10 protein-coding genes are annotated in these 16,203 nt (G+C 69.6%); 4 read left to right on the top strand and 6 right to left on the bottom strand.

From position 1 onward, the window contains the following. A complete protein-coding gene (gene tmk, locus ACLQ2O_RS37595) occupies positions 1-1,986 on the bottom strand; it encodes a dTMP kinase (RefSeq protein WP_425842040.1) in 1,986 nt (661 codons plus the stop codon). 141 nt (positions 1,987-2,127) lie between these two features. On the opposite strand from tmk, the gene ACLQ2O_RS37590 reads away from it, so the two are divergent. From ACLQ2O_RS37590 to ACLQ2O_RS37580, 3 genes are all read left to right on the top strand, one after another. Then, complete coding sequence (locus ACLQ2O_RS37590; RefSeq protein WP_425842037.1) at positions 2,128-2,403, top strand: type II toxin-antitoxin system Phd/YefM family antitoxin; 276 nt, start codon at positions 2,128-2,130, stop codon at positions 2,401-2,403. After that, positions 2,400-2,807: a type II toxin-antitoxin system VapC family toxin gene (locus ACLQ2O_RS37585; RefSeq protein ID WP_425842034.1), complete on the top strand. Its 408-nt coding sequence runs from the start codon at positions 2,400-2,402 to the stop codon at positions 2,805-2,807. Before ACLQ2O_RS37590 ends, ACLQ2O_RS37585 begins: the two co-directional genes overlap by 4 nt. A gap of 128 nt (positions 2,808-2,935) precedes the next feature. Next, positions 2,936-3,529, top strand: coding sequence for a biotin transporter BioY (locus ACLQ2O_RS37580; RefSeq protein WP_425842031.1), 594 nt, complete (start codon positions 2,936-2,938; stop codon positions 3,527-3,529). Between the two features lie 92 nt (positions 3,530-3,621). On the opposite strand, the gene ACLQ2O_RS37575 is transcribed toward ACLQ2O_RS37580, so the two are convergent. The 5 genes from ACLQ2O_RS37575 to ACLQ2O_RS37555 form a co-directional block, all read right to left on the bottom strand. Then, positions 3,622-6,414: a glycoside hydrolase family 2 TIM barrel-domain containing protein gene (locus ACLQ2O_RS37575; RefSeq protein WP_425842028.1), complete on the bottom strand. Its 2,793-nt coding sequence runs from the start codon at positions 6,412-6,414 to the stop codon at positions 3,622-3,624. A 66-nt stretch (positions 6,415-6,480) separates the two neighbouring features. Continuing rightward, entirely contained in the window at positions 6,481-6,927 is a 447-nt protein-coding gene (locus ACLQ2O_RS37570; protein WP_425842025.1) for a Fur family transcriptional regulator, read from the bottom strand. 16 nt (positions 6,928-6,943) lie between these two features. Next, positions 6,944-9,688, bottom strand: coding sequence for a type I DNA topoisomerase (gene topA / locus ACLQ2O_RS37565; RefSeq protein ID WP_425842023.1), 2,745 nt, complete (start codon positions 9,686-9,688; stop codon positions 6,944-6,946). Between the two features lie 285 nt (positions 9,689-9,973). Further along, positions 9,974-11,239: an alpha/beta hydrolase family protein gene (locus ACLQ2O_RS37560; RefSeq protein ID WP_425842021.1), complete on the bottom strand. Its 1,266-nt coding sequence runs from the start codon at positions 11,237-11,239 to the stop codon at positions 9,974-9,976. A gap of 74 nt (positions 11,240-11,313) precedes the next feature. Further along, the gene (locus ACLQ2O_RS37555) at positions 11,314-12,621 is read right to left on the bottom strand and encodes an alpha/beta hydrolase family protein (RefSeq protein WP_425842018.1); all 1,308 of its coding nucleotides are present in this window, start codon (positions 12,619-12,621) and stop codon (positions 11,314-11,316) included. A 121-nt stretch (positions 12,622-12,742) separates the two neighbouring features. On the opposite strand from ACLQ2O_RS37555, the gene ACLQ2O_RS37550 reads away from it, so the two are divergent. After that, complete coding sequence (locus ACLQ2O_RS37550; protein WP_425842016.1) at positions 12,743-16,018, top strand: TIM-barrel domain-containing protein; 3,276 nt, start codon at positions 12,743-12,745, stop codon at positions 16,016-16,018. The last annotated feature ends 185 nt before the right edge of the window (positions 16,019-16,203 follow it).

Below are 16,203 nucleotides of genomic sequence, written 5' to 3'. Positions count from 1 at the left end.
TCAGCCCACCTTCGGCAACAGGGGAAGCAAACGGGCCTGGATCTGCAGGGCGATCTGTTCGCGGTCCTGGGTCGCGTCGATCACCAGGTAGTGCTGCGGTTCGGCGGCGGCAAGCTCCAGGAACGCCGCGCGGACCCGCTCGTGGAAGTCCGCGGACTGGGCCTCGATCCGGTCCCGCTCCTCGAAACGCCCGAGGCCGCTCTTCGGGGCCAGGTCGAGCAGCACCGTCAGATTCGGGCGGAGGTCGTCGGTCGCCCAGCGGTTCACGCGCTCGACGTCCGACACGTCCAGGTCGCGCCCGGACCCCTGGTAGGCCAGCGCGGAATCGACGTACCGGTCGGTGATCACGACCGAGCCGGCCTTCAGCGCCGGCTTGATCACCGAGTCGACGTGTTCGGCCTTGTCGGCGGCGTAGATCAGCGCCTCGGCCCGGTGCGAGATGTCGCCCGTGGCCGGGTCGAGCACGATCTGCCGCAGCGTCTTGCCGAGATCCGTCGCGCCGGGCTCCCGCGTGAGCAGGACGTGCTGCCCGCGCTCCTCCAGCCACTTCACCAGCAGCGCGGACTGCGTCGACTTGCCCGCGCCCTCCCCGCCTTCCAGAGCGACGAACAGCCCGGTCGTCGGGTACACGCCCGGGGTCTTGCCGAAGCTACGCCGTACGTCGCGCCAGAACGGTACGCCCGGGCGGTCGTCCATCTGCCGCCACGCGACCACCCCGATCGCTCCGGCCAGCACGGCCGCGATCAGCATGGTCAGGGCGGCGCCGTTGTAGCTCAGCGAGCGGCCACCGACGTGCCAGGTCTGCCGGCCGATCGCGCCGGCCAGGAACGGCGCGACCGCGAGCGTCAGCGCGAGCACGGTCCGGACCGCCGACTGTACGAAGGCGAACGTCCGGCCGCGCAGGTTGTCCGGGACCTCGAGCCCGAGCAGCGTCTGGCCGGAGACCCAGGAGGCGCCGGCGCAGAAGCCGAGCAGGATCGCGATCATCGTGGCGATCTCGATCTGCTGGATCAGCGACAGCCCGGCCAGCCCGATCCCCGCCCCGACCAGCCCGGCCGCGAACAGCCGGCGCCGCGACAGGCCGGAGAAGATCCGGGGCGCGAAGCCCATGCCGAGCGCGAGACCGCCGAAGACCGCGCCGAACAGCACGCCGTACCCGGGATCGCCCGCGTCCAGGTCCTCGACGTACGTGCGCCCCAGGCCGATCACCACCGCGCCGGCCGCGAAGGCGCCGGAGATCCCGACGACCAGGCCGCGGACCACCGGCGTACCGGTGACGTAGGACCAGCCCTCGACCATCGTCCGCCACAGCGTCGGGTGGTCCTCGTGGTCGTGCGCGCCGGCCCGGCCGATCTCGGCGACGGAGATGATCGCGAGCCCGGAGACCGCGAAGGTCGCCGCGTTCACGTACACCGCGAGGTCGATCGCGACGTCCCCGAGGCCACGGCCGGCCAGCGTGATCGCGGTGAAGATCACGGCCGCTGGGAGGGCCGACCCGTACGTCGTGACGAGGCTGATCTGGTTGGCGGCCTCGAGCCGGTGCCTTGGCACCAGGTTCGGGACGCTGGCGTCCTTCGACGGGCCCCAGATCAGGCTGACGATCTCGATCAGCACGGTCGCGACCAGGACCCAGGTCAGCGTGCCGACGATCGGGATGCTGACGAAGAACGCCGCCCGGATCATGTCGCCGAGGATCATCGTCCAGCGCCGGTCGAGCCGGTCGGCGACCCAGCCGGCCACCGGGCCCATCACCAGCGCGGGCAGCACCCGCAGGAACAGCACGCCGCCGATCGCGAAGTTGGCCGCCTGGTAGTCGTCACCGGCGAAGTTCTTGGCCATCGCGGTCAGCGCGAGCAGCCCGATCCAGTCACCCAGGCTGGACAGCCCGAACGCGATCCACAGCCGCCGGAACGCCCGGATCCGCAGCACCGCCCGCAGGTCGTGGGCCGGTGCAGGATCGGTCAACGCGTCGTACGGCTCCGGCACGACACAGAGCCTAGTCGGCGCTACGGACACGCCGTGGCCGGTGTGCCGACGCAGCCTGGTGAAGGGCGCCGTCCGGCACGACGGCCGACCTCGGGCGGACAGCACTGGCAGCCGTAGAACAAGAGGTTCTACACTAGCGTCATGGACAGCATCCCCGTGCGTGAACTCAACCAGCACACCAGCGCTGTACTGGCCCGGGTCGCCAACGGCGAGTCTGTGGAGATCACGGTCAGCGGCCGCCCGGCGGCGCGCTTGGTCCCGATCGACCACGACACCAGTACCCGCGTCGAGCTGATCCGCCGCGGCCGGCTGATCCCAGCCACCTCCCCGGCCCCGGTGGTCGTTCCTCCAGGTGAACCGGATCTCTCGATCGATTCCACCGACATCATCTCGGATCTCCGCGAGGAGCGCCTGTGATCTTCCTCGACTCCGCCGCGATCGTGAAGCTGGTCCGGCCGGAGGCGGAGAGTGCCGCCCTCGTCGCCTGGCTGACCGCCCAGGCGGACACCCAACTGGTGGCGTCGGCCCTGGTTCTCACCGAGGTTCCCCGCGCACTTCGGCGTTCCGATCCCGGTCGGCTCGCGGCCGTTCCCACGGTGCTGGCCAGGCTCGACCGGGTGCCGGTGGACGAGACCGTGCTCGCAACAGCGGCCGCTTACCCGGACCCGATGCTCCGGACCCTCGACGCCATCCATCTCGCGAGTGCTCAAACCCTCGTCCTGGAGGGTCTGCCCCTCACCGCCCTGGTCACTTACGACAAGCGTCTGCTGGCCGCGGCCGCGGAGGCCGGTCTGGAGACGGCCGCTCCGGGTGCCTCCTGACCTCAGGCTCCCACGTGACGTGGTCATCGACACACTGCGTCCTCCGGGTATCCGACCTGATGCAGACTGAGGCGGTCTGATCCAGAAGGGCCCCCGTACGCCGGGTGGCCGACCGATGTGGAGGCTTCGTGACCACCGCCGTTCCCCTGCCCGCTCAGCGGCCGCTCGTTCTCGCCGACGTCCTGGGCAGGTCCCGGGCCCGCGACGTCGCGCTGGTCGTCACCGCCGCGCTGTTCACCGCGGCGCTGGCGCAGATCGCGATCCCCGTCCCGGGCTCGCCGGTGCCGATCACCGGGCAGACGCTGGCCGTCGTACTGACCGCTGCCGCGCTCGGGCCGCACCGCGGTCTGGCCGGTCAGGCGCTGTACCTGGTCCTCGGCGCGATCGGCCTGCCGTTCTACAGCGAGGCCTCCGGGGGCTTCGAGGTGATCAGCGGCGCGACCGGCGGCTACATCGTCGGCTTCCTGCCTGCGGCGTACCTGATCGGCCTGGCCGCCAAGCACCAGCTCGACCGGGCCCTGTGGAAGGCGCTCCCGCTCTTCCTCGCGGGCCAGGTCATCATCTTCGCTGTCGGCGTCCCGTGGCTCGCGGTGGTCGCCCACCTCGACGCCGGCCAGGCGATCGCCGCCGGCTTCACCTCGTTCGTCGTCGGCGGCCTGATCAAGGCAGCCGTCGCGGGTGCGATCCTTCCGGGCCTCTGGAAGCTCACCAAGAACGACTAAGCCGGTACGGCGATCGCCCGGTTCCCGGGGCAGAACCTCTTCAGCCTCCGTCGAATAGCCGGACTTCGACGGAGGCTGAAGGGGTGTCGCGGCTAGCTGAACTTCACCGACAGCGAGGCCGGGGCCGTGGGCAACTTGTACTTGTCGGCCAGGGCCGGTCCGCAGGAGTTGGAGCCGATCCCGGCCTGCGCGAGGTCCAGCGTCACGTACGTCGTATCGCCGGGCTTCACGTCGACCGTGTGCTTGGCGTCCTCCAGGTCCTTGCTGGTCCAGTCGCGGACGGTCAGGCCGAACAGGTCCGGCGCCGCCTCGATCCGCAGCGTGCCGTTCGCGCCGGTCAGCGCGGCCCACCGGGTGTCGATGCGGTGGCCGTTCTCCTGCGGACGCACGTACGGCGTCTGCAGCTGCGCGACCGCGCCGGAGTACTTGCCGACCGCGGCCGCCGACCGGGTGTCGATGTACGCCTCGTTCGGCCCGGCGCCGAACCACTCGACGTTCTCGACCTTCGGCAGCTCGAACGTGATGCCCAGCCGCGGCAGGGTCGCCGGGAACTGGCCCTCGGGCTTGACGGTGAGGTCGAGGTGCAGCCCGTCCTCGAGCTGGCTCCACACCCAGGTGGAGACCAGTCCCCACTGCAGCGCCGGCGGCGCCGTACGGGTGACGACCTTCCAGCCCGTCTGGTGCGTCGTCGCCGACACGACCCGGTGCTGGACGCGGTGCAGTCCCTGCTCGCGCCACGCCTCGGCCACGCCGGGGATCGCGTCGTTGTCGGTCGGTGCCCGCCAGACGTCGAGCCGCGCGTCGCGGATCGCGCCGACAGTGATTCCGTGAACCCCGGCGACGCCGTCAGGCGCGGTGCACGGGCCGGTCTGCGCGGTGGTCTTCGCGCCGGACGACGCCGGCTCGTCCAGCCGGACCTGGCCCCAGGCGACCCGGTGCCCGGCCTCGGCCCACGCCGTACCGTCGGTCAGCTCGGCAGTCACCGTCACCCAGGCCTCGGTCTGATCGGCCGACTGCACCGGCAGCTCCACCGTCACCGTCTCGCCCGGAGGGACAGAGGGCACCGAGAGATCTCCACCGGCGACCCGCTCACCCTCGACCTCGACGACGTACCGGAACGTCAGGTGGCTCGTGTCCAGCACCTCGTACCGGTTGCCGATCGCCACACCATTGCCATCGGCAACGATCCGCAGCGGCTCGATCACCTTGACGTACTCGAGCATGCCCGGCGACGGCGTCCGGTCCGGCAGCAGCAGCCCGTCGCAGACGAAGTTGCCGTCGTGGATCGACTCGCCGAAGTCCCCGCCGTAGGCGTAGAACTCCTGCCCGTCCTCGGTCTTGCGCAGCCCGTGGTCGATGAACTCCCAGATGAAACCGCCCTGGCAACGCGGGTACTTCTCGAACAGCTCCCGGTAGTCCAGCAGGCCGCCCGGCCCGTTGCCCATCGCGTGCCCGTACTCGCAGAGGATGAACGGCAGACCCCGGTACGACGTGGGGTCCTCGCCGATCTTCGCGACGTCCTCGGGCGAGGTGTACATCTGCGAGTAGATGTCGACGAACTCCGCGTGCGTGTCCCGCTCGTAGTGCACCGGGCGCGACGGGTCGAGCTCCTTGGCCAGGTCGTACATGGCCTTGAGGTTGTCGCCCATGCCGCACTCGTTGCCGAGCGACCAGAGCACGATGCTCGGGTGGTTCTTGTCCCGGGCAACCATCCGGCGCAGCCGCTCGACCAGGTCCGGCTTGAAGCGCTCGTCCATCACCGGGTTCGGCAGGTTCGGCGGCTGCGGCTCGTAGCCGAAGCCGTGCGTCTCCAGGTCGCACTCGTCCACGACGTACAGGCCGTGCAGGTCGCACAGGTCGAGGAAGTGCGGGTGCGGCGGGTAGTGGCTGGTGCGGACGGCGTTGATACCGGCCCGCTTCATGATCAGTACGTCGTCCAGCATGTCCTGCTCGGTCAGCGCGCGGCCGCGGTCGGGGTGGACCTCGTGCCGGTTGACGCCGTTGAACAGGACACGGTTGCCGTTCACGGTGAAGACGCCGTCGACGATCGCGATCGTGCGGAAACCGATCCGGATCCGGACCTCGCCGCCGTCGGTGCGCACGACGCCGTCGTACAGCTTCGGGCTCTCGGCGCTCCACGGCTCGACCTGCGCGACCGTGGTCTCCTCACCGGTCGGCAGCTCCAGCCCGAGCTCCGGTACGACGACCGTCCCGGCGACGTCGGAGTCGACCTTCAGCGTTCCGGCGCCACCCTCGTACGACGTGTGCACGAACACGTCGGTCGGGGCGGTCGGCTTCAGCGCGAGCAGGTTGACCTCACGGAAGATCCCGGACAGCCACCACATGTCCTGGTCCTCGACGTAGCTGCCGGCCGACCACTGGTGCACGCGGACCGCGATCCGGGCCTCCTGGCCCGGCGTCACCAGCTCGGTCAGGTCGAACTCGCTGGGCAGCCGCGAACCGGACGACCAGCCGACCAGTTCGCCGTTCACGTGCAGCGCGAACCGCGAGTCCACGCCCTCGAACCGCAGCACGATCCGCGTACCGGCGAAGTCCTCCGGCACCGTCACGGTCCGGACGTAGTCACCGGTCGGGTTGTCGGTCGGCACGTACGGCGGCTCGAGCGGGAACGGGTAGACCACGTTCGTGTACGCCGGGGAGCCGTACCCCTGCAGCTGCCAGTGCCCCGGCACGCTGATCGTGTCCCAGCCGCTGGTGTCAGGGTCCTTCAGGTCGTCGGGAGCCTCCGCGACGCTCGGCGAGAGCCGGAAGCTCCAGTCGCCGGTCAGCGAGACCCGGGCGGAGTCGTCGTCCAGCCAGGCGCGCGGCGGCAGGACCCCGGCGGCGGGGGCGAAGTCTTCGACATAGCTGTGGTCGTAGGTCACAGCTACCGACCCTACGACTGTTCTGTTCACGAATCCACACCGATGAACAGATATGGACAGACTGGCTCAGGCGGAGCACTCCGCGCAGACGCCGACCAGGGCGACCTGTTCCGGGGCGAGCTTGAAGCCGAGATCGCGCTGGAGCTTGCGGCGGGCCGGGTCGAGCGTGTCGCCGGGAGCGTCCAGCACCTTGCCGCACTCGGAGCAGCGCAGGTGCAGGTGACGCGGTGCCAGCTCGCCGGACAGGTGGTACGTCGTACCGGCGCGGCCGAGGTGGACGTGCGTGACCAGCCCGAACTCACCGAGCGCGTCGAGCGCCCGGTACACGGTCGCCCGGTGGATGCCCGGCCGGAGCTGCTCGGCGCGTTCGCCGATCTGCTCCGCGCTCAGGTGCTCGGCGGTGCTCGCCAGCACCTCGACGACCGCCAGCCGTGCCGGGGTCACCCGCTCGCCGCGCTCCCGCAGTCGCTGCGCGGTGACCTCGGCCGGTCCCTTCGAAGGAGGAGTCGCCATAGTCCAGTCTGACCTCTCAGGCCTTCTTGGCGGCGGCCTTCTTGGTGGTCTTCTTCGCCGTCGCCTTCTTCGTCGTGGTCTTCTTCGCGGTCGTCTTCTTGGCCGTCGTCTTCTTCGCCGGGGACTTCCTGGCCGTCTTCTTCACCGGACCACGGGCCCGCTTGTCGGCCAGGAGTTCAGCCGCCCGCAGCAGCGAGATGCTGTCGACCGCGTCGTCCTTGCGCAGCGTCGCGTTGGTCTCCCCGTCGGTGACGTACGGACCGAAGCGGCCCTCCTTCACGACGATCGGCTGACCGGACTCCGGGTCCTCCCCGAGCTCCTTCAGCGGCGGCGCCGCGGCACGACGGCCGCGCTGCTTCGGCTCGGCGTAGATCTTCAGCGCCTCGTCGAGCGTGATGTCGAAGATCTGGTCCTCGGTCTGCAGCGACCGCGAGTCCGTGCCCTTCTTCAGGTACGGGCCGTAGCGGCCGTTCTGCGCGGTGATCTCGTCACCGGACTCCGGGTCCTTGCCGACCACCCGCGGCAGCGACAGCAGCTTGAGCGCGTCGTCCAGGGTGACGGTGTCCAGCGTCATCGACTTGAGCAGCGAACCGGTCCGCGGCTTGGCGCTCTTCGGCGCGTCCTCGGGCAGCACCTCGGTCACGTACGGACCGAAGCGGCCGGCCTTCGCGACCACCTGCAGCCCGCTGTCCGGTACGGCGCCCAGCTCGATCTCGACACCGGACGGCTGGCTCAGCAGCTCCTTGGCCTTGTCGACCGTGAGCTCGTCCGGCGGCAGGTCCTCCGGCACGTTCGCGCGGGTCTCGTCCGGACCCTCGACGTACGGGCCGTAGCGGCCGACGCGGACCACGATGCCGCTGTCGGGCGGGCCGACCGGGAAAGTCGACATCTCCCGGGCGTCGATGTCGCCGAGGTCGCTGACCATCGACTGCAGGCCCTCGAGGTCGTCGTCGCCGAAGTAGAACCGGCCGAGCACGCCTTCGCGCTGCAGGTTCCCGGCGGCGACGTCGTCGAGCACGTCCTCCATCGAGGCGGTGAACGCGTAGTCGACCAGGCGGGTGAAGTGCTGCTCCAGCAGCCGGACCACGGCGAAGGCCAGCCACGCCGGAACCAGCGCGTTGCCCTTCTTGTAGACGTAGCCGCGGGCCTGGATCGTGCCCAGGATCGAGGCGTATGTCGACGGCCGGCCGATCTCGCGCTCTTCCAGCTGGGCGATCAGCGTCGCCTCCGTGAAGCGCGACGGCGGCTTGGTCTCGTGCCCGGAGGCGATCACCTCGGTGGCCGGCAGGACGTCGCCCTCGGTCACGTCGGGGATCTGGGTCTCCCGGTCGTCGGTCTCGTGCGACGGGTCGTCCGCGCCCTCGACGTACGCCTTGAGGAACCCGTGGAACGTGATCACCCGGCCGGACGAGGTGAACTCGCAGTTCTCCCCGGTCGAGGCCTTGGCGTCGATCTTGATCGAGACGCTGTTGCCGGCCGCGTCCTTCATCTGGGACGCGATCGTGCGCATCCAGATCAGCTCGTACAGCCGGAACTCCGCGCCGGACAGCCCGGTCTGCCCCGGGGTCTGGAACTGCTCGCCGGCCGGCCGGATCGCCTCGTGCGCCTCCTGGGCGTTCTTCACCTTGGAGGTGTAGACCCGCGGCTTGTCCGGCAGGTACGACGCGCCGTACAGCTCGCGGACCTGGGCCCGGGCGGCGGTGATCGCGGTGTCCGACAGCGTGACGCTGTCGGTACGCATGTAGGTGATGTTGCCGTTCTCGTAGAGACGCTGGGCGATCTGCATCGTCTGCGAGGCGGACATGTTGAGCTTGCGCCCGGCCTCCTGCTGCAGCGTGGTGGTCCGGAACGGCGCGTACGGCTTGCGGGTGTACGGCTTGGACTCGATCGAGCGGACCGTGAACTGCGAGCTCTGCAGCGCCGCGGCCAGCGCGGTCGCCGTCGGCTCGTCGAGGTGGACCGTGTTCTGGCTCTTCAGCTCGCCGGTCGAGGCGAAGTCACGCCCCTGGGCGATCCGCTGGCTGTCGACCGAGACCAGCCGCGACGGGAACAGCCGCGGCGTCTTGCCCTCGCCGGCGTCGAGCGTGGCGTCCAGGTCCCAGTACGACGCGCTGCGGAACGCGATCCGGTCCCGCTCGCGGTCGACGACCATCCGGACGGCGACCGACTGGACCCGGCCCGCCGACAGCTTCGGCATGACCTTCTTCCACAGCACCGGGGAGACCTCGTAGCCGTAGAGCCGGTCGAGGATCCGCCGGGCCTCCTGGGCGTCGACCAGCGCGTCGTTGATCTGCCGCGCGCTGCCGACCGCGTCCTGGATCGCCTTCGGGGTGATCTCGTGGAAGACCATCCGCTTGACCGGGATCTTCGGCTTCAGCTCGTCCAGCAGGTGCCACGCGATGGCCTCGCCCTCGCGGTCCTCATCTGTGGCCAGGTAGAGCTCGTCGGCGTCCTTGAGCAGGTCCTTGAGCTTGCGGATCTGCGCCTTCTTGTCGGCCGGTACGACGTACAGCGGGTCGAAGTGGTCATCGATGTTCACGCCGAGCCGGGCCCACGGCAGGCCCTTGTACTTGGCGGGGATCTCGTCGGCCCCCTTCGGCAAGTCCCGGATGTGGCCGAAGCTGGACTCCACCACGTACCCGGCACCCAGGAAACCGGCGATCATCCGCGCCTTCTTCGGCGACTCGACGATCACCAGTCGGCGCCCGGTCCCCGGTACCGCGGTTCCGGACGATGTCTTGGTCCCTGCTGCCCCTGCCACTGCGCTCCTTGCTGTCTACGGCCCGTACGCCCACACCAAACGTCTGCGGCCGGACTGCTCATTCCCCGTGAGCACCACCCCGAGCACCGACCCTGCCCGAAGACAGAGTACGGCCGACTGCAACGCATTTCTCAACGCACGGTAACCGGTCGCGTCGCCACGAGCCGCATTCAGGTGACGGAAAGCACGGGAAAGTCCCCGCGCCGGGGACTCTCCCTCACCTCGTACTTCGCCCGCACGTGAGGCGCGCACCCGCACGGTCCCGGATGCCGAGACAGCTTTTGCTCAGCGGACGAACTTCACGTCCGGGTGTCGCGGCGATTCCTTCCGCAGCAACGGCTGCGGCCGGCCCTTCAGGAACTGGTCGAAGTACGCCCCGACGTACGCGCGCTGGGCAGCCACGCTGCGCACCGGGTCGACAGTGCCCAGCAGCCCCTCGACCGCCTCGTCCGGTACGCCGGCGGACCGGGCGAGCCCGGGGGCCGAGAACTGGTAGTCGGCGAAGCTGCCGTGCGTGCCCCCCGGCAGGTTGAGGTCGAGCTTCCAGCCGCGCTGGTTCTTCCAGAAGGTGGTCCAGGAGACGTCGTTCATCGGCGCGCCCGGCTGGGACAGGTGGGTGTGGGTCTGCCCGCCGAAGAGCAGGAACGGCCGGTCGAGCCCCCGCTTGGCCGACTCGATCAGCTCACCGTCCGGGAAGCCGTACTGCAGCGTGCCGTCCATGTCGACCCCGGCGTCGATCCGCCGGTCGGCCAGCATCGTCTCCGCGGCCGTGAGCCCGCCGAGGCTGTAGCCGAGCATCCCGGTGTGCCGGAGGTCCAGCGCCCCGCGCAGTCCGAACGGCAGCTTGCGGTGCTCGGCGTCAGGGTTGCTGCCGGAGGCCAGCTTGCGCAGCTGGTCGAGCACGAACCGGGTGTCCGCGACACGGACGCTCGTGGCCTTCTTGAGCTCCTCCACCGGCACGACCATCGGTTCGACCCGGCCGTCGGGGAACAGCACGGGCGCCTCGCCGGTGTGGTCCATCGTCACGACGACGTAGCCGCGGCTGACCAGGTCCTCGACCAGTTGCGTGCCCATCAGGCGGGAGGTGCCGAAGCCGGGCGAGTAGACGACGACCGGGTGCCGCCCGAGCGCCGGTACGCCGGTCCGGGCGTGCGTCGGCGTACCGGCGTAGTCGAGCTGCTCCGGCTTCAGGCCGAGTGGTTCGGTGAGCTCCGCGCCGAGCTGCGCCGAGATCTTCTCCGGCACGTACGGCGTCCGCGGACCGCTGCCCGGAATCGCCGGGTACCAGACGCCGGCCATCAGCTCGCGCGGCCCGCCGCTGCCGCTCCACGGGTCCGTCCGGGCCCGGTCGACCAGGTGGAGCTCGGTGGTACCGATCGAGTAGTGGCCGGTCGGCTTCGGGAGCTCCGGGTGGTAGGCGCTCGGAGCCGGCGAGGGCACGGCCGCGGTGGCCGCACCGAGGACTCCGGTGGTGAGCACGGTGGTACCAGCAGCTGCCGCGGCCAGGGCGGTGGTGGTCAGGGCGAGAACGCTTCGGCGTCGCAACGTCATGGCGGCAGTCTTCCGCCCGGCCGGGTCGGCCGGATCAGCCGATCGCACAAAACCGCTCCACCAAAAGGCTGACCTCAGCGCACGAACCCCACCGCGGGGAACTCACCCGACTCCTTGCGCAGCAGCGACTGCGGGCGGCCGCGCAGGGTCTGGTCGAAGAAGGCGGCCAGGTAGTCGCGCTGGGCGGTGACGGCCTGGGTCTCGTCGCCCTGGCCGACCAGCTTGCCGACCGCGATCGGGATCAGCTCGTCGTCGCCGTACACGTGGTGGAAGAGCTGGGAGAACACGAAGCGGAAGTCGCAGAACGCGAAGTGCTCGGATCCCTTCAGCTGCAGGTTGAGCTTCCAGCCCTGCTGGGCCTTCCAGAACGCGGCCCAGGACGCGTCGTAGTGCGGCGCCTTCGGGTCGAGCCGCTGGCTGGTGTCGGACCCGAACAGCAGGAACGGCCGCTTCAGTCCCTTGCGGGCGACGTCGCCGACCAGTTGGTCGTCCTTGCTGTCCGACAGTGTGCCGTCCAGGTTCGCGCCGGCCTGCACGCGCCGGTCCTGCAGCATCGTGTTGGCGGTCGTGTAGCCGCCGAGCGAGTAGCCGAACATCCCCGTACGCCGAAGGTCGAGCCCGTTGCGCAGCCCGTGCGGCAGCTCGCGCTGCTCGGCGTCCGGGTTCCGGCCGGAGTCGACCTGCTCGAGCTGGTTCAGCACGAACCGCGCGTCGGCGGTCCGGGTGTCCACCACGTCGTGGATGAGCTCGGCGGTCGGCGGCTCGTCCGGGTTGTGGCCCGGGACGAACCGGCCGTCGGGGAACTCGACCGGCGTCTCGCCGGTGTGGTCCATGCTGACCACGACGTAGCCCCGGCTGGCCAGGTCCTCGGCCTGCTGGGTGTTGAGGAACCGGCTGAACGGGTAGCCCGGCGAGAACAGGACCACCGGGTGCTTGCCCGCCCGGGCCGGGACGCCGACCTGGGCGTGCGTGTCGGTGTTGGCGAAGTCGAGCACCGTGCCCGGCAGCCAGAACGCCTCGGACCACTGGCGGCCGACGTACTCGGCGGTCTTCTTCGGCATGTACTTGGCCACCGGGGCGTTGCTGCCGATCCCGGCGGCCGGGTACCAGACGCTGACCATCAGCTCGCGCTTGCCGCTCGGCGCGGTGGAGTCGGCCCGGGCCTTGTCGACCAGGTGCAGCTCGGTGGTGCCCAGGTCGTAGCGGCCGCTCGGCGCGGGCAGGTCGAAGGTCGTCGGCGTGTAGTCGGGGTCCTGTGGCTCCGGGTCGGCGTGAGCGGTCAGCGGCACGGACAGCAGGGCAACCGCCAGGACGCCGGTCAGCGCCTGGTTGATCCTTCGACAGTTCGCCATGCGCAACATCGTCGCCTCACGCACTGTCACCGGGGATCCACCGTCCGATGGAGGACGCGTCCCAACTTGATGACAGCCGAACTAGTGACAGCGCGACCGCGATCAGTTATCAATAGCAAAACTGTTCATAGATGCGCGAAGTGAGGCTGTCATGAGCATCTTTCCAAACCTTAAACGTTCAGTTCTGCTGACAACGGCCCTCGCGGTCCTTGCCGGTGCCCTGGTCGGTACGGCGTCGGCCGAACCGCCCGCCGGCACGTCGCTCGGCAAGGTCACCGCGTTCGCCGCCGACAACGCGACGTACACCCTGAGTGCCGGAACCGCGAAGGTCCGCGTCGTCTTCGTCAAGGACGACGTGTTCCGGCTCTGGCTCGCGCCCGACGGCGAGTTCACCGACCCGGCCAACACCCCGCCCACCGACCCGGCCGCCCCGGCGTCGAACATCGTCGCCAAGACCGACTACGCCACGCCGAAGACCAGCTGGCGCGACCGCGGCAGCTACTACTCGCTCACCACCGGCAAGATCGAGGTGCGCGCGAACAAGTCCCCGCTGCGCTTCTCCCTGTACCGGTCGAACGGTCAGCAGGTCTGGTCCGAGACCGCTCCCCTCTCGTGGACCGACACGGAGGCCGGCCAGTCGTTGGGCCGTGGCGCCAACGAGCAGTTCTTCGGCGGCGGCATGCAGAGCGGCCGCTTCTCCCACCGCGACCAGACCATCACGGTCGCCAAGGACTTCAACTGGGAGGACGGCGGCAACCCGAACGCCTCGCCGTACTACATGAGCACCGCCGGGTACGGCGTACTGCGCAACACGTTCAGCCCCGGCAGCTACAGCTTCACCGACCCCGTCGTCGCCAAGCACGAAGAGAAACGCTTCGACGCGTACTACTTCGTCGGCGACCTCAAGACCTCGCTCGACCGCTACACCGAGCTGACCGGCCGGCCCTTCATGCCGCCGGTCTACGGTCTCGAGTACGGCGACTCCGACTGCTACAACCGCGGTCACTACGCGACCGACCCGGACCCCGACAACGACTGGAAGGTCCACCCGGACAAGACCACCACGCTGGACGCGGTGAAGGTGGCGCAGAAGTTCCGCGACGAGGACATGCCCGGCGGCTGGATGCTGGTCAACGACGACTACGGCTGCGGCTACTCCGGCAACACCGAGTCCGAGGAGGTCGACGGGACCTGGTGGGGCAAACGGGAGATCGCTCCGCTGAAGCAGACCGGTGAGGAGCTCAACAAGCGCGGCATCCAGATGGGCCTGTGGACACAGTCCTCACTGGACCGGCAGCCGGCCGAGGTCGGCGAGGCGGGGGTCCGCGTGCGCAAGCTGGACGTCGCCTGGGTCGGCCCGGGCTACCGGTACGCGCTGAGCGCCTGCGACACCGCGCACGACGGCATCGAGCAGTACAGCAACGCCCGCGGCTTCGCCTGGATGGTGGAAGGCTGGGCCGGAGCGCAGCGCTGTGCGGTGCAGTGGACCGGCGACCACAGCGGTTCGCTGGACGCGATCAAGTGGCAGATCCCCGCGATCACCGGCTCCGGCAACTCCGGCATCGCCTACAGCGCCGGCGACATCGACGGCATCTTCGGCGGCTCCCCCACCAGCTACGCGCGCGACCTGCAGTGGAAGGCGTTCACGCCCGCGCTGATGACGATGTCCGGCTGGGCCACCCCGGCGTACAAGCAGCCCTGGGCGTACGGCGAGCCGTACACGGCCATCAATCGCAAGTACCTCCAGCTGCGCGAGCGGCTGCTGCCCTACTTCTACTCGTACGCCGCCGAAGCGCACCGCACCGGCGCTCCGCTGAACCGCTCGCTGGTGCTGGAGTACCCGAACGACCCGAACACCTGGGGCGACGCGGCGAAGTACGAGTTCCTGGCCGGCAAGGAGCTCCTGGTCGCGCCGAGCTGGAGCGCCGGCGAGGTCAAGAGCGGCATCTACCTGCCCAAGGGCCGCTGGATCGACTACTGGACCGGCAAGGTCTACCAGGGCCCGACCACGGTCAACGGCTACCACGCGCCGCTCGACACGCTGCCGTTGTTCGTGAAGGCGGGCGCCGTCGTACCGATGTGGAAGAGCGGTATCAACACCGCCACCGAGCAGGCGTTCGGCGACCGGCTCACGGTCGACGTCTACCCGGAGGGCAAGTCGTCGTTCACCCTGTACGAGGACGACCGCGTCACCCGCAACTACAAGGAGAACAAGTCCGCCAACCAGCAGCTGGAGGTCGACGCACCGACCACCGGTCGCGGCGACGTGACGGTGAAGATCGGTGAGAGCCGCGGCGCGTACGCCGGCAAGCCGAGCACCCGCCCGTACGAGCTGACCGTGCACACCGGCACCGCGCCGCGCGACGTGACGCTCGACCACCGCAAGCTCACCAAGCTGGTCAGCAAGAACGCCTACCTCGCCGCCCCCTCCGGCTGGTACTACGAGAACGGCGTCGTACTGGTGAAGACCACTGCGATCTCCACCAGCAAGTCCGCAACGGTCCGGCTGTCCCAGACCACCTCTGTCGGTGGCGGCAAGGCCGTCACGGACACTTTCGGCACTCCCGAGCTCAGCAGCCCGTCGCTCTGGAACGCTCCCGGCCAGGCCACTGAGGTCACGGCCACCTTCAAGAATGCCGGTACGACGGCCATGCGCGACGTCCGGCTGGTCCCGAACCTCCCGGCCGGCTGGACCGCCACGGGCCGCAGCACCTTCGCGAAGGTCGACCCGGGCAAGACCGTCACCACCAAGCTCCAGGTGACTCCGGCCGCGTCCGTGAAACCGGCAGCGTTCACGCTGCGGCTGGACGCCAGGTACAAGGCCGGCAGCTCGACGTACACCAGCAGCACGGTCGCGACCGCACAGTTGCCGTACGCATCGTTGTCCCAGGCAGCCAACGTCGTCGGCGTGACGGACGCGAACACCTACGCCCAGGGCAACTTCGACGGATCCGGCAACAGCTTCAACGGAGAAGCTCTCGCCGCGGCCGGTTACGCACCGGGCGCCAAGGTCTCCGTCCAGGGCGCCGAGTTCACCTGGCCGGCCGGAGCTCCCGGTACGGCGAACCTGGTGAAGGACCAGTCGGCGCCGATCCTGGTCTCCGGCAGCGGTTCGCACCTCGTCCTGCTCGGTGCCGGCGCCAGCTTGAATGCCAAGGGCAACGTCACCGTCGTCTACACCGATGGCACGGAGTCGGAGGCACCGCTGCAACTTCCGAACTGGTGCTGCCAAGATCCCACTACCGGTGGCGCCAAGGAAGCGGTGTCGGTGAAGGGCCGGTACACCGCGAGCGGTCTGGCCAACACCACCACGGACTACCGCGTTTTCTACACCGCTGTAGAGCTGACCGCCGGCAAGACCGTCAAGGCGATCAAGCTCCCCGGCGGCGGTCTCGGCTTCTTCGCGGCCACCTTGGCGAACAGCTGACCACCGCGGCCGGGACGCAGTATGCAAAGGGCAACCGCCGTCGGCCCGTGTGGTGAAGCACACACCGGATCGGCCGACCCGCGGCTGACCTGCCCGGACTTCTGACCGAAAGGGCAACGACCTCGAGCGCAACCGTCTTTCGGCTGGACTTTCCCTGAGACCACCCCCGGAACCCACCTGCCCCG

The sequence above is a fragment of the Kribbella sp. DT2 genome, assembly GCF_049844575.1.
Classification (GTDB): domain Bacteria; phylum Actinomycetota; class Actinomycetes; order Propionibacteriales; family Kribbellaceae; genus Kribbella.
Note: the sequence above shows the minus strand (reverse complement) of the source record. Positions and strands in the feature narration are given on the sequence as shown.

Coding starts and splice junctions, on each gene's coding strand:
- ACLQ2O_RS37590 (WP_425842037.1), top strand. CDS start 2,128: ATGGACAGCATCCCCGTGCGTGAACTCAACCAGCACACCAGCGCTGTA.
- ACLQ2O_RS37570 (WP_425842025.1), bottom strand. CDS start 6,927: ATGGCGACTCCTCCTTCGAAGGGACCGGCCGAGGTCACCGCGCAGCGA.
- ACLQ2O_RS37560 (WP_425842021.1), bottom strand. CDS start 11,239: ATGACGTTGCGACGCCGAAGCGTTCTCGCCCTGACCACCACCGCCCTG.
- ACLQ2O_RS37550 (WP_425842016.1), top strand. CDS start 12,743: ATGAGCATCTTTCCAAACCTTAAACGTTCAGTTCTGCTGACAACGGCC.